The organism is Pseudoduganella sp. S-14 (assembly GCF_049913285.1).
Classification (GTDB): domain Bacteria; phylum Pseudomonadota; class Gammaproteobacteria; order Burkholderiales; family Burkholderiaceae_D; genus Rugamonas.
This window is the reverse complement of record NZ_CP183991.1, coordinates 693530-706003: the sequence shown is the minus strand read 5'-3', so window position 1 is coordinate 706003 and position 12474 is coordinate 693530. Positions and strand designations below refer to the sequence as shown.

The window sequence follows — 12474 nt, the reverse complement described above, 5'->3', positions numbered from 1 at the left end:
GTTCAGCGCACGAGCTGGTTGATTTCGATGATCGGCATCAGCACGGCCAGCACGATCAGCAGCACCACCACGCCCATCGCCAGGATCAGCATCGGTTCCAGCAGGCCGGCGATGGTCAGCGTGCGGCGCTCCAGGTCCGATTCCTGTGCGCTGGCGGCGCGGTCCAGCATGGCGGGCAGTTCGCCGGTGATTTCGCCGGCACGGATCATGTGGATCAGCATCGGCGGGAAGTGTTTTTGCGCCGACAGCGAACGCGCCAGGCTGGCGCCCTCGCGCACCGAGTCGCTGGCCTGCTCGACCAGCTGGCGCATGGCCACATTGGACAGCGTGTCGCGGCTGGTTTCCAATGCGCGCAGGATAGGCACGCCGGAGCCGGTGGTAATCGCCAGCGTGCTGGCGAAGCGCGAGGTGTTCAGGCTGCGTTCGAACTTGCCGTACAGCGGCGCCGTCAGCAGCCAGGTGTGCCAGCGCAGCTTGATGTCGGGGTCCTGCAGCATGCGCCGCACCACGAAGCCGCCGGCAACCAGGATGCCCAGCACGGAAAAACCATAGCTGCGCACGAAGTCCGAAATGGCTAGCATGATCACGGTCAGCAGCGGAAGCTTTTGCTTGGTGTTGGCGAATACCGACACGATCTGCGGCACCACATAGGTGAGCAGGAAGATCACGATCAGGAAAGCCACCACGGTCACGATGGCCGGGTAGGTAAAGGCCAGCTTGACCTTCTGCACCAGCGCGTTGCGGCGTTCGATGTAATCGGCAAGGCGCGACAGCACGCGCGACAACTGGCCGATCTGTTCGCCGGAAGCCACCAGTGCGCGGTAAATTTCCTGGAAGTCGCGCGGATGGCGCGACAGCACGTCCGACAGCGAAGAACCGCCCATCACTTCCGAGCGGATCGACGCCACCAGGTCGCGCATGTAAGGGCGCTCGGCCTGCTCCAGCAATGCGGTGAAGGCTTGCTCCAGCGGCAGGCCCGCTTCCAGCAGGCTGGCCAGCTGGCGCGTGAACAGCGCCAGTTCGGTGGTGCTGAGCTTTTCGCCGAAGCCGCGGCGGGAAGTGGCGCCGCTGGCATCCACTTGGGCCGCAATGGCGTCGACCTTGATCGGCACCAGGCCCTGCGAGCGCAGATCGGCGCGCGCCGATCGGGCGCTGTCGGCATTGACCACGCCCTTCTTGCTGGCGCCTGCCGCATCGACGGCTTCATAACGGAAGGCCGGCATCGCTTAGTCCTTCGTCACGCGCAGCAATTCAGCCGGCGTGGTGACGCCCTGCTGCAGCCAGCGCTCGCCGTCTTCGCGCATGGTGATCATGCCGCCTTGCTGCTGCGCGGTGGCGCGGATCTCCGCTTCCGATGTGCGGTCGTGGATCTGGGCGCGGATATGTTCGTCCGTCTGCAGCAGCTCGTAGATGCCGACGCGGCCCTGGTAGCCGGTATTGCCGCAGTGTTCGCAGCCGACGGCCTTCCATTGCGTGCCGTCGAAGCTCTTGCAGCTCGGGCACAGCTTGCGCACCAGGCGCTGCGCCAGCACGCCAAGCAGGGACGAAGACAGCAGGAACGGCTCGATACCCATGTCCAGCAAGCGGGTCACTGCGGCAGCGGCGTCGTTGGTGTGCAGCGTCGCCAGCACCAGGTGGCCGGTCAGCGAAGCCTGCACCGCGATCTGCGCGGTTTCCAGGTCGCGAATCTCGCCGATCATGATCACGTCCGGGTCCTGGCGCAGGATGGCGCGCAGGGCCTTGGCAAAAGTCATGTCGATGCGGGCGTTGACCTGGGTCTGGCCCACGCCGTGCAGGTCGTATTCGACCGGGTCTTCCACCGTCATGATGTTGGTGGAGGTGTTGTTCAGCATGGACAGCGCGGCGTACAGCGTGGTGGTCTTGCCGGAACCGGTCGGGCCGGTGACCAGCACGATACCGTGCGGCTGGTTGATCAGGCTGTTGAACTGCCCCATCATCTTCTCGCTCATGCCGAGGTGGGACAGGTCGAGGCGGCCCGCTTCCTTGTCCAGCAGGCGCAGCACGGCGCGTTCGCCGTGGCCGGTCGGTAGCGTGGAGACGCGCACGTCGACCGGCTTGCCGCCCACGCGCAAGGTGATGCGGCCGTCCTGCGGCAAGCGCTTTTCGGCGATGTCAAGCTGCGCCATGATCTTGATACGCGAGATCAGCGAGCCGTGGATCGCCTTGCGCGGGCGCACGATGTCGCGCAGCGCGCCGTCGACGCGGAAGCGCACCACCGAGGTTTGCTCGAACGGTTCAATGTGGATATCCGAAGCGCCATCGCGCAGGGCTTGCGTCAGCAGCGCATTGATCATGCGGATCACCGGCGCATCGTCGGAAGATTCCAGCAAGTCTTCGATGGCCGGCACGTCCTGCAGCAGCTTGGTCAGGTCCAGGTCGGCGTCAAATTCTTCCGCCACCTGCGAGGCGTCGCCGCTGGCACTGGCGTAGGCGGTGGCAATCGCCGCCTCCAGGTCGGCGCGCGACAGGTGCTTCAGGTTGATGCGGCCGAAGCGGCGCGATACTTCTGCAATCGCGGAAGCAGGCGTGGCGGCCGACATCATCACATCGACCGCGTGCTCGGCTTCGGCGCTAGGCTGGGCCAGCACCAGGAAGTCGCGTGCAAAGGCATAGGGCAGGAGGTTGGTCATTGCTCGCTTTTACTGTTGCTGTTGCTTCTGTTCAGGCACCGACGGCGCGGCCGGGGCAATCGGGCGCGCCAGCTGGCCGCTGCCCACCGGCTGGCCGTTCTGCAGGACCGGCAGCATCGGCGCGCCCAGGTTCTTGACCGCGATGCTCGGCTCCGGCGCCGACGCTTCCTGCGTCGCACGCATGTAATCGTAGCGGTCCGCAGTCAGGCTCATGCCCTGCTCGCGGTTGCGCACCACGACCGGTCGCAGGAACACCATCAGGTTGGTTTTCTTGCGGTTGCGCTTCTGGTACTTGAACAGGTTGCCGATCAGCGGGATGTCGCCCAGGACCGGAACTTTTTCCACGCCGTCGCTGGAGTCGTCCTGGATCAGGCCACCCAGCACCAGGATCTGGCCGTCGTCGGCAATGATATTGGTTTCAATGGTGCGGTTCTTGAGGATCAGGCCGCTGCTCGAAGTGACGCTGGTGTCGATGCTCGAGCTTTCGTTATAGATCGCCAGCTTGATGGTGCCGCCTTCGGAGATCTGGGGGCGCACTTTCAGGGTAATGCCGATGTCCTTGCGATCCACGGTCTGGAACGGATTATTGTTGGTGCCCGAGGTGGTGGTGAACGAGCCGGTCACGATTGGAACGTTCTGGCCGACCTTGATGGTCGCCACTTCGTTATCCAGCGTGACCATGTTCGGCGTCGACAGGATATTGCTGTCGTCGTCGGCGCCCAATGCATGCGCCACCGCTCCCAGGCCCAGCTTGCCGTTGGCCAGCTGCTTGAAGATGCCCAAGGTCAGGCCGGAACCTGGCGCCGATGAGCCCTGCACGTTATTGGCAAAGGCGTTCAGGTTGATCAGGCTGTTGGCGCCGCCGACGTTGTTGAAGGTAGTGCCGCCGCCGACGCGGTAGGTGCGGTCGCCGCTTTGCAAACCGGCCCACTGCACGCCGAATTCGGACAGCTTGGCTGCGTTGACTTCGACGATCATGGACTCGATGTAGACTTGTGCACGGCGCACGTCGAGCTGGTCGATCACGGCGCGCAGGTTGCGGTACACGGCCTCCGGCGCGGTGATGATCAGGGTGTTGGTGGTGGCGTCGGCCTGGATATAGCCTGCCGAACCGCCGGCGCCCGAGGACTGCGAGCCGCTGCGGCTGCCACTTTGCAGCGCAGGATTGCTCGGTCCGTTCTGGCCAGTGCCCGATTGCGAGGACGAGCCCTGGCCCGACTGGCCCATCTGGCTGTTGCCGCTGCCGGCGCCGCCCAGCGAAGACAGGCTGCCGCTATTGTTGCCGGACTGGCTGCTGCCGCCATCGCCCGACACCACCGAGCGCAGGGTTTCCGCCAGCTTGGTCGCTTCGGCGTTTTTCAGGTAGACCACGTGCACATTGCCGGCTTGCGCGGTCGGCTGGTCCAGTTTCGAGATCAGTGACTTGGCCAGGTTGGCGCGTGCCGCAGACGGCGCGCGCACCACCAGCGAGTTGGTGCGCGGGTCCGGCACCAGGGTGACGCGGCCGGAGTCGCCGCCGGCGCCAGGTTCCATCAGCTTGTTGATCATGGCCGCCAGGTCGCTGGCGATGGCGTAGCGCACCGGCACCACGTCCAGATCGGCCGACGACGGCGCATCGAGCGAGGCCACGATCTTGGCCAGGCGCTTCAGGTTGTCCGAGTAGTCGGTGATCACCAGGGTGTTGTTGCCCGGGTTGGCGTTGATGGTGTTGTTGGGCGTGATCAGGGGGCGCAGCACGGTCACCAGGTTGGCCGAATTCTCGTGGTTCAGGTGGAACACCTGGGTCACGATCTGGTCGCCCTGCGGGCTTTTCTGGCCGCCGATCACGGTCGGCGAGGCTTGCAGCTTGGCTTCCGCTTCCGGCACCACCTTGGCGTAGCCGTCGCCGCTGACGATGGCATAGCCTTGCAGGCGCAGCGCGGAGGCCAGCAGCTGGAATGCTTGTGACTTGGTGATGGATTTTTCCGACACCAGGGTCAGCGTGCCTTTGACGCGCGGATCGATCAGGAAGGTGATGTTGGTGTAGTGGCCAACGGCCTTGATCACCGATTCGATGTCGGCGCCGACAAAATTGAGCGCGGCTTCGTCATTGGGCTGGGCCCAGGCCGGCACCGGAGCGGCGGCGGGCACCAGCGCGCAGCACAGCAGCGCGGCAGCGCTCAGGCGGCGCAGTGCCGGGAAGGGGGTTGGGCTTGCAGTATGTGTTTTCATTATCGGAACTCTAGTGCAATGACGTTTTTAACGCTATTTGGCTTACGCTGGCCCAGCATGCTTAACAAGCCACCAAGCTGGTCTTCAAATCCTGCTGCTGCTTCCGCCTGGCCGGAAAACTCCAGGCGGCCTTGCGCGAACTTCCCCGCACCGCTTAACAGCAGCGGGCCGCGTTGCGAATTCAACGCCAGCGCGGCTTGCTGGCCCTTCCAATCGAAGGCCAGCTGGTAGCTGCCCAGGGGCTTCACCGGCGTCAGGCGCGACGACATGTCCTGCATTTCCAGCGTGGTGCGCCCGTTCAGCGACACCGCCTGCCCTTCGCGCGCCACGTGCAGCGAAGTCCAGGACAATTTCATGCGGCCGCTTGGTGCCAGCGTATTCAATGGCGCGCCCAAGCCCGCCAGGCCGTCGGCCGGCAGCATCAGGGCCGCCGGGCTCACGTCCCAGCTGTTCCAGCCGCCGCGCAGCGTTACCGGCTGCGTCAGGGCGTCCGGGTTTTGCAGCTCCACGTCGACGCTGCCGACCAGGACCAGCGGCGACAAGCGCCAGCTGAAGCGTCCCGGCAGCAGCGGCGTGACCGCGCCATCCTTGCTGGCGGCGCCGCCGATGAAGGCCGAGCCGCGCCACAGCGTACCCTGCGCATCGCCCAGGGTCAAACGGCCGCCGCTCTGGCTTTCCACCACTTGTCCCATCCAGCTCGCGGGCAGGAAAGCCAGCACCGTCAGGCCTGCGCTGAGCACAATGGCCAGCAACCACAAGACCGCGCGCTTCATTGCGGGGAAGACTCCTGGCGCAGGGTCAGGTTGGCGTCCACCTGGCCAGCCGGGCCTTGCTGCGTCATACTGCCTTCCTGCACCACCACGCGCTGTTCGCGCCGCATCGCATCGAGCCAGGTTACCAGGCCGGCAAACGGCACGCCCTTGAATTCCACTTTAATGTAATCGCCCGTAACTGCCAGGTTTTGCGTGGCCAGGCCGGCCGCTTGCAGCCGCGCCGCCACACCGTCCTTGCTCAGGGGCTGCGGCTGCACCGGCGGCTGGGCCGCCAACTGGGTGGCCTCGCCTGCCAGCGCCTGCAGCTCCGCCACCTGCTGGTTCAACTGCGGCAGCTCCTTCTGCAGCTTGGCGCGGCCGCTCAGCGCCGGATCGATCAGCACGCCCCACACCAGGCCAAGGGCGAGCACGATAGCGCCGACAGACAGCATCCGTTGTTCCTGCTCGGTGCGTGCGGCCCACCAGGCGTCGGCAGCGGCGCGGTAGCCGTTCATGGCGTCGTTCAGCTTTGCCATTATTTGCCCCCCGCCTTCACCAGCCACACGCCAGGACCGCTTTCGGTGGCGCTCATCTTGCGCTGGGCCAACGCGGCCTGTACCTGCGCCAGCGCGTTGGCGTCGACGCTGTTCGGCTTGAACTTGACCGTCATGCTGCGTTCCTTGTACTCGATGCCTGCCACCGCCTCGCGATTGGGCAGCACGGCCAGCGCTTCGCCCAGCACCGCGCTCATATTGGTGAATTCATCAGGCGTGCCGCCGCCACTGCTGGCGCGCGCAACGGCGATATTGCGGCGCATTTGCGCCGCCGGGTCGCCGGTGACCGGCTGGTTCGGATAAGCCGCGCGGAACACCTGCACCATGTTTTGCCTGACCGCATCTGCTTCGCGCTTGAGGCGCATCCATTCCCAGTTCATGCCGACGATATTGACCAGCACTGCCGCGACGGCGATGCGGTATGGCCATTTCCAGCGCGCCCAGGCACGGGCGGTGGCGCCGCTGACGGCGCCCAGGCCGGCAGCCAGGTCGAACGGCACCGCTTTCGCCGCAGCGATGCGGTGCACCCAGTTGTCTTCTTCAACCGTGATGCCCGGCACATTGGCTGCCGCAGCGGTGTATTCCGCGCGCTGGGCCGGCGCCACGTACAGCGTAAGCGGAGCTTCGCCGGCCAGGGCGCGCAGGGTGTGCAGCGCAGGTTCGGCGGCATTCGGCAGCGTCAGGCCCAGGCCTTCGTTGGGCGCAGTGCGCAGGGTCAGCTCCAGGCCGGCGTCGTCCACGCCGAGGGCGGCCGACACGCTGCCCGGCGCCAGCGGCAGGCACAGTTGCACCGGCAGCGCCGCTACGCCATGCGCGCCTTGCGCCACCAGCGCCTTGACCAGCACTTCCAGCCAGGCACGGTTGGCGACTGCCACCACGCGCTCGTCGCTGTCGCCGCTGGCCGGGGCCAGGGCCAGCACGCAGTCGGCCGGATCGCCCAGCACCTGTTCTTCCACCAGGTTGGGCAGGGCGGCCTTCAGCCTCGCGCCCGACAGCGGCGGCATCTTGACCTTCAGCAGCGAGACATCGGCGGCAGCCAGCAGCAGCACCACGCGGCGCGCCGACGACACCAGCTCGCCGAGGTTGCCCAGCGCGCCGGCGCCTTGCTGCATCACGTTGCCGCCGTCGCCCACCAGCGCGAACTGGCAGCTGGCCGGCACGCCGTTGTCGGCGGCTGCGGCGCGGGCCGGATACCGAATGTAGAGTGTTGTCAAAGCTGGCCTTCCCTATTCCTTAAATTTCCCGTATCCACACCACCTGGGTGCCATTCTGGTCGCGATGGATCAACGACCACGACACCAGCTCCGCCCGATCCAGCTTTACCCGGCTCATCACCAGGAAATAGTCGCTGCGGCAGTCCATATCGCTGTCCTGCAGCAGCGGCGCCTTGCCGGCGTTCTGCTTGAAGTTGCTGACGTTGAGGAAGGGAGCACGCTTGCGCGCCACCACCAGGTTCTGCCCCTCCGACACCGAACCGTTGATCAGGGCCGCCAGCACTTCCGCCGGCGCCGTGTTGACGTTGATCGGCGTCGCCGCCGGCAGGACGACGACAAAATCACGCAGCCTGTCGATGGCTTTCTGGTCAAATCCCGACACCGACAGCAAATCTTCCGCCCGCAGCATCTTCATCGGCTGCCCGCTGCCCGGCGGAACTGCCTCGACGTCCGGCGTGGGCGCGCTGCCGGGTGGCTGCTGCAGCAGGCCAGCGCCTTCGCTGCGCGCCACCTGGATCGCGACCACCTTGGCCAGCGCAGGGTCAAGCTGCAGGATTTGCAACAGCCGCGCAAATACCGCCACCTGTTTCTTGTTGATGCCGCCAGCGCCAGTCGTGCTGGCCAGATTCGCAAGATTGTAGCGCGATTGTGCGTCGTAATTCTGTCCGGAAATGGTCGCGTCGAAAGTTTCGCCCTCGATCTTTTCGCGCTTGACGAAGTCGTCGAGCCGGGTTTCCGCCAGCGGCGTGGCCCACAGGCCGTCGGCGCGCGTCATGGTACGGCTATCGAGCATGTCCTGGCGCAGGATAAGCCTAGCCAGATCAAGGCCGGAGCGCACGATCCAGCGCGTCTGGGAATGCAGGCGCTGATTCTCGATCGAGCGCACCTGCACCTGCTGCTGCCAGAAAAGGCTGGCCACGATCGTCACGGCCAGGGTGGTTAACAGTAGCGCCGTAACAACAGCTACACCGCGCTGGCGGGCCTGGAAGCGTCGTTTCATACGGACCCCAGCTGGAAGACCTTGACCAGGGGCGCCGGCTGGCCCTGGATTTGCAGCGAGATTTCAAGCCCGGTCGGGCCTTCGGCCTTTGGCCCGGCCTTCGGGTTGATGTCCTTGCACTTGTTCGGATCGGGATCGGCGCATTTCATTCCCTCGGCAGGCTGCGTCGTGGAATTATTCGGCTGGCGCCAGCCGCCGCCCTCCCAGAGCCGGAATTCCATGCCGGCAACGCCGGTTTGCAGGCCCACCGCCGACTGCGGCCCCGATTGTTCCAGGGCGGCCTTCCACAGGGCGTCCAGCTCGATCAGGTCGCGCGCGCCGCGCGACTCGGTGCGCGACAGCAAACCCTCGCGGATGGTGTAGCTGACCACCTGCAGCTGCGACGCTGCATTCTCGACCATGACGGTGCGCACGAAGACCAGGCGGTTGCTCTCGGCCAGCAGATTCTGGCGCTCGCGCAGCAGGGGCTTGTCGGCAATCTGCTCCAGGTCGCTTTGCATCTGGGCGAAGGTGAGTTGGGTGCCGCGCGTCTGCTCCATGTTCTGCGTCAGCTGTTCGCGCGAACGCACGATGCCATCGAGGCCGCGCCAGCCCAGCACGGCGACAATGGCCAGCACGGTGATCGCCACCAGCAGTTCGATCAGGGTAAAGCCGCGCGCGTTCTTCATTCCTGCAGCACCAGTTGGTTGAGCGACGTGATGCGCCGTTCCGGCGCGCTGGCTTCATACACGCTCACTTCGATGCGGCGCATGCGCGGATTCGGCAGCGTGAACACCACTTCTTCACAAATGAAATTGAAATCGGCCTGCGGACACTCGAAGGTGGTTTTCCCCGGCGCCGGCCATACCTTGGCCAGGCGCACCTGCACCATGCGGTTCTCCGCCGACCAGATGGCCATCATGTTGGTGCGCAGTCCTTCGCTGTTCTGGGTCAGGCTGCCCATGGCGCGCAAGGCGGCGCCCAGCGCGGTGCAGACGATCAGCAGCGCCACCAGCACTTCCAGCAGGGTAAAGCCTTTTTGCCGCATTCTTCAGTCCACCGTGAAATGGCCGACGCCGTCGGCACGGATGATGGCGCGCAAATCGCCGCTGGCCATGGTCAGCGTGAATGGGCGGTCTACCGGTTCACGGCCAAAGACGATGCGCATGGTGCCGGGCACATTGGTCGGCGGGTCCAGCAGCAGCGTGATCGGGGTGAACTGGAATGGGCGTTCGCGCAGCAGGTCGTCCTGCGGCAGCGTTTCCCAGGTCTTGTCGTTACGCACCAGGAAGCGGTAACTGTCCGGCCCCGCTTCGAAGGCGATCGGCCGGTTGCGCACGATGGCTTCATCGCGCGCCAGCTGCATCAGGAGCGCGATGCGTTGCGCCTCCTTTTGCATGGCTTGCGCCTGGGACGGCGCGACATTCATCACGGTCAGGCCGAGCGTGATGCCGATGATGACCAGCACCACCAGCAGCTCGATCAGCGTGAATCCAGCCGAACGCTTAGATTTCCCAGGAACCGATATCTGCATCGTCGCCGCTGCCGCCTGGCTGGCCGTCGGCGCCATAGGAGAACACATCGATTTCACCTTTTACGCCCGGGGACAGGAACTGGTACGGATTGCCCCAAGGGTCCTTCGGCATTTTTTCCAGGTACGGCGCTTTCCAGCCATTGGCAGCAGGGCCGGCGGTCGGCTTGGCCATCAGGGCTTGCAGGCCCTGTTCCGTGGTCGGGTAGCGCTGGTTATCCAGCTTGTACATCTTCAGCGCCTGCATGATGGTGGAGATTTCGACCTTGGCAGCGGCAGTCTTGGACTGGCCCACGCGGTCGAGCACCTTAGGCAGCACCAGTGCCGCCAGCACGCCCATGATCACAACGACAACCATGATTTCGATCAGCGTGAAGCCGCCGGAGCGGCGTTTGCTTGGTTTTTGCATAAGATTCATTAAAAATTAAACTGGCAGTATAAGTGATTCAATCGTGCTTGCGGCCAATTGCGCCAGCGCGGCGCAACAGGCCGTCGTTCGAACCGGCGATATTCGACGGCACGGCTTCCAGCGGCTTCACCGCCGGCACGTCGGCCACGAAAGGCTTGATGCCGAGCGCCTCGTCCACTTCCTTAGGATAGATCACCTGGCCGCGCGTGATAACGGCGGATACCTTGCGCAGGTCCTCGATATTCCTGGTCGGGTCGCCGTCGACCAGCACCAGGTCTGCCAGCTTGCCGGTTTCGATGCTGCCGCGGTCGGCGCTGGTGCGGGTGTAGCGGGCGCCGTTGCGGGTCGCGATCTGGATCGCTTCGGCCGGGGTCAGGCCTGCTTTCACCAGCAGGGCCAGTTCCGAATGCAGGGTGAAGCCTGCCAGGTCGTCGGTGCCTGCCACGATCGGCACGCCGGCCTTGTGCAGGGTGCCGACGAATTGCACCATCTTGGCGAAGGATTTCTCGTAGCGCGCCTGGGTGGCGGCATCCGGGATCTTCATGGTGCCGACGTGGAAGCCGCGCGCCACGTCGGGCGGCATATTGCCTTCCACTGCCGCCCATGGTTCATTGACGTCGCCATCTTTCTGCTTCAGGAAGGCAAAGGTCGCCAGGGTCGGATCGATCACGATCTGCTTTTTCTTCAGGGTCGCGACAAAGTCCTTCACTTCCTTCGAATTGAAGTCCAGGCCGGCCACTTTTTCAGCCGGCAGGTAGAAGCGCTCCAGGCTGCGCGTTTCCACGCCCGGCTTGAACAGGAAGTTCAGCATGACCTGGTTGATGTGCTGCAGTTCGTCGTAGCCGGCGTCCAGCGCCTGCTGGGCGCGCAGGCCGGCCGGCACGTGGCCGGAGACGCGCATGCCGCGCGAGTGGGCGTAGGCCACGGTGTCCTTCAGGATCTCTTTCGGGAAGGAGTTGTAGATCTTGAGCTGCGGATAGCCATGCTCGGCGTACCAGTCGATGGCGCGCTTGGACTGCTCCAGCGTTTTCACCACGAAGCCGCCATTGGAGGAATACGGGCTTTCTCCTTCCAGGAAGCCGGCCGGCACGATCTGCGGCGCCAGCAGCTTGCCGTCCGCAGTCTCGTCGATCATCATCTGCAGCTGGGCGTTGTCGTTGCCCATGTCGCGCAGCGTGGTCACGCCGGCGGCCACGTGCAGCGCGCCTTCCCAGCGGCCGATGTGGCCGTGCATGTCGAACAGGCCTGGCAGCATGATGCGGCCGGCGGCATCGATCTCGTTGACGGCGCCGCGTACCGGCGAGCCGGCCGGCATGATGGCGGCGATGCGTCCGCGCAGCACGTACACGTCGGACGGCGCGCCGACGGTGGCCTTGTTGCTGTCGAAGATGCGGGCGTTCTTGACCACGGTCAGGCCTTGCAGCGGGTGCTGCAGCCTGGCCGCCAGGTCTTTCAGCATGTTTGCTTCGGCGCTTTTCTGGCGCTCGGCCAGGACCTTGCCGTTGTCCTGCCAGCCTTCGATGGCGAACACGTAGGTGCCAGGCTCGATGACGGCGAACAGGGAAGGATTGGCGCCCTTGGTGATCCACAGGAATTTGGGGCTCAGGCCAAGGCCGGTCTGTGCCACCAGCTGCACCTGCTGCGACTGGCCCTTGGGGCCGGCAACCTGCACTTCATCGAGCACGACCTGCTTCAGGGTGCCCGATGGCAGCAGCGGGATGGTGCCATCGGGCGTCCTGGCCAGCGCGGCGATTGCACGTGAATCGACTTCGAAGCTGCCGTTCAGCGCTACGTAGACGGCCGGGCCGCGCACATCCTTCGCGCCCTGTTCGGTGGTGGACTTCCAGTGCGCCTTGTCGCCGTTTCGCTCGAAGACTTCGTCGACCACGGCGCCAAAGGTCGAATTGCCCTTGACGTGGTATTGCGACATGGTGCCGTCCGGCGCCAGGCGGAATTCCTCCGTCAGTTCAGGGCCGCGGCCGTTGTCCTTGTAAATGTAGCGAACCTTGGTCAGGCCGTCGTCGTGGTTTTCCACCACTTGCTCGCCCATCTGCTTGCCGTTGTTCTCGGAAATGATGACGTAGCGCGTGGTTTGCGTGACGGCTGCCTGTGCGCTGAACGCGCTTGCAATCGCCAGCGCCAGGACGGCGGAAACTCGCTTCATTGATGGATC

The 12474-nt window shown here is 64.9% G+C and carries 12 protein-coding genes; all 12 read right to left on the bottom strand.

Translation table 11 applies throughout. The features are described 5' to 3' along the window. Positions 1-2: 2 nt before the first annotated feature. From gspF to ACN9MZ_RS03240, 12 genes are read right to left on the bottom strand one after another with little or no spacing between them, the layout of a single operon-like run. The gene (gspF, locus tag ACN9MZ_RS03295) at positions 3-1223 is read right to left on the bottom strand and encodes a type II secretion system inner membrane protein GspF (RefSeq protein WP_426340890.1); all 1221 of its coding nucleotides are present in this window, start codon (positions 1221-1223) and stop codon (positions 3-5) included. A gap of 3 nt (positions 1224-1226) precedes the next feature. Continuing rightward, the gene (gene gspE, locus ACN9MZ_RS03290; protein ID WP_426340889.1) at positions 1227-2651 is read right to left on the bottom strand and encodes a type II secretion system ATPase GspE; all 1425 of its coding nucleotides are present in this window, start codon (positions 2649-2651) and stop codon (positions 1227-1229) included. 9 nt (positions 2652-2660) lie between these two features. Beyond that, positions 2661-4862 carry a type II secretion system secretin GspD gene (gene gspD, locus ACN9MZ_RS03285; protein WP_426340888.1) on the bottom strand — a complete coding sequence of 734 codons (2202 nt, stop codon included), beginning with the start codon at positions 4860-4862 and terminating at the stop codon, positions 2661-2663. Next, complete coding sequence (locus ACN9MZ_RS03280) at positions 4862-5635, bottom strand: type II secretion system protein N (protein WP_426340887.1); 774 nt, start codon at positions 5633-5635, stop codon at positions 4862-4864. Before ACN9MZ_RS03280 ends, gspD begins: the two co-directional genes overlap by 1 nt. Further along, on the bottom strand, positions 5632-6150 hold the full coding sequence (gene gspM / locus ACN9MZ_RS03275) for a type II secretion system protein GspM (protein ID WP_426340886.1): 519 nt from the start codon (positions 6148-6150) through the stop codon (positions 5632-5634). Before gspM ends, ACN9MZ_RS03280 begins: the two co-directional genes overlap by 4 nt. Beyond that, positions 6150-7382 carry a type II secretion system protein GspL gene (gene gspL, locus ACN9MZ_RS03270; RefSeq protein ID WP_426340885.1) on the bottom strand — a complete coding sequence of 411 codons (1233 nt, stop codon included), beginning with the start codon at positions 7380-7382 and terminating at the stop codon, positions 6150-6152. Before gspL ends, gspM begins: the two co-directional genes overlap by 1 nt. Before the next feature lie 19 nt (positions 7383-7401). Beyond that, positions 7402-8382: a type II secretion system minor pseudopilin GspK gene (gspK, locus tag ACN9MZ_RS03265; RefSeq protein ID WP_426340884.1), complete on the bottom strand. Its 981-nt coding sequence runs from the start codon at positions 8380-8382 to the stop codon at positions 7402-7404. Then, a complete protein-coding gene (locus ACN9MZ_RS03260) occupies positions 8379-9050 on the bottom strand; it encodes a PulJ/GspJ family protein (RefSeq protein ID WP_426340883.1) in 672 nt (223 codons plus the stop codon). The genes gspK and ACN9MZ_RS03260 overlap by 4 nt, the downstream gene beginning before the upstream one ends. Beyond that, the gene (gspI, locus tag ACN9MZ_RS03255) at positions 9047-9409 is read right to left on the bottom strand and encodes a type II secretion system minor pseudopilin GspI (RefSeq protein ID WP_426167513.1); all 363 of its coding nucleotides are present in this window, start codon (positions 9407-9409) and stop codon (positions 9047-9049) included. Before gspI ends, ACN9MZ_RS03260 begins: the two co-directional genes overlap by 4 nt. Positions 9410-9412: 3 nt before the next feature. Then, positions 9413-9895 (bottom strand): GspH/FimT family pseudopilin, encoded by a 483-nt coding sequence (locus tag ACN9MZ_RS03250; protein ID WP_426342859.1) that lies wholly within the window; start codon positions 9893-9895, stop codon positions 9413-9415. After that, positions 9867-10301 carry a type II secretion system major pseudopilin GspG gene (gspG, locus tag ACN9MZ_RS03245; RefSeq protein ID WP_426167511.1) on the bottom strand — a complete coding sequence of 145 codons (435 nt, stop codon included), beginning with the start codon at positions 10299-10301 and terminating at the stop codon, positions 9867-9869. The genes ACN9MZ_RS03250 and gspG overlap by 29 nt, the downstream gene beginning before the upstream one ends. Positions 10302-10338: 37 nt before the next feature. Further along, positions 10339-12465: an amidohydrolase family protein gene (locus tag ACN9MZ_RS03240; RefSeq protein ID WP_426340882.1), complete on the bottom strand. Its 2127-nt coding sequence runs from the start codon at positions 12463-12465 to the stop codon at positions 10339-10341. Positions 12466-12474 lie beyond the last annotated feature (9 nt).

What these genes read in the sequence shown, in the direction of transcription:
- gspK (WP_426340884.1), bottom strand. Translation starts at nt 8,382, where the DNA reads ATGAAACGACGCTTCCAGGCCCGCCAGCGCGGTGTAGCTGTTGTTACG.
- ACN9MZ_RS03260 (WP_426340883.1), bottom strand. Translation starts at nt 9,050, where the DNA reads ATGAAGAACGCGCGCGGCTTTACCCTGATCGAACTGCTGGTGGCGATC.
- gspE (WP_426340889.1), bottom strand. Translation starts at nt 2,651, where the DNA reads ATGACCAACCTCCTGCCCTATGCCTTTGCACGCGACTTCCTGGTGCTG.
- ACN9MZ_RS03240 (WP_426340882.1), bottom strand. Translation starts at nt 12,465, where the DNA reads ATGAAGCGAGTTTCCGCCGTCCTGGCGCTGGCGATTGCAAGCGCGTTC.
- gspF (WP_426340890.1), bottom strand. Translation starts at nt 1,223, where the DNA reads ATGCCGGCCTTCCGTTATGAAGCCGTCGATGCGGCAGGCGCCAGCAAG.
- gspD (WP_426340888.1), bottom strand. Translation starts at nt 4,862, where the DNA reads ATGAAAACACATACTGCAAGCCCAACCCCCTTCCCGGCACTGCGCCGC.
- gspG (WP_426167511.1), bottom strand. Translation starts at nt 10,301, where the DNA reads ATGCAAAAACCAAGCAAACGCCGCTCCGGCGGCTTCACGCTGATCGAA.
- ACN9MZ_RS03280 (WP_426340887.1), bottom strand. Translation starts at nt 5,635, where the DNA reads ATGAAGCGCGCGGTCTTGTGGTTGCTGGCCATTGTGCTCAGCGCAGGC.
- gspI (WP_426167513.1), bottom strand. Translation starts at nt 9,409, where the DNA reads ATGCGGCAAAAAGGCTTTACCCTGCTGGAAGTGCTGGTGGCGCTGCTG.
- ACN9MZ_RS03250 (WP_426342859.1), bottom strand. Translation starts at nt 9,895, where the DNA reads ATGCAGATATCGGTTCCTGGGAAATCTAAGCGTTCGGCTGGATTCACG.
- gspM (WP_426340886.1), bottom strand. Translation starts at nt 6,150, where the DNA reads ATGGCAAAGCTGAACGACGCCATGAACGGCTACCGCGCCGCTGCCGAC.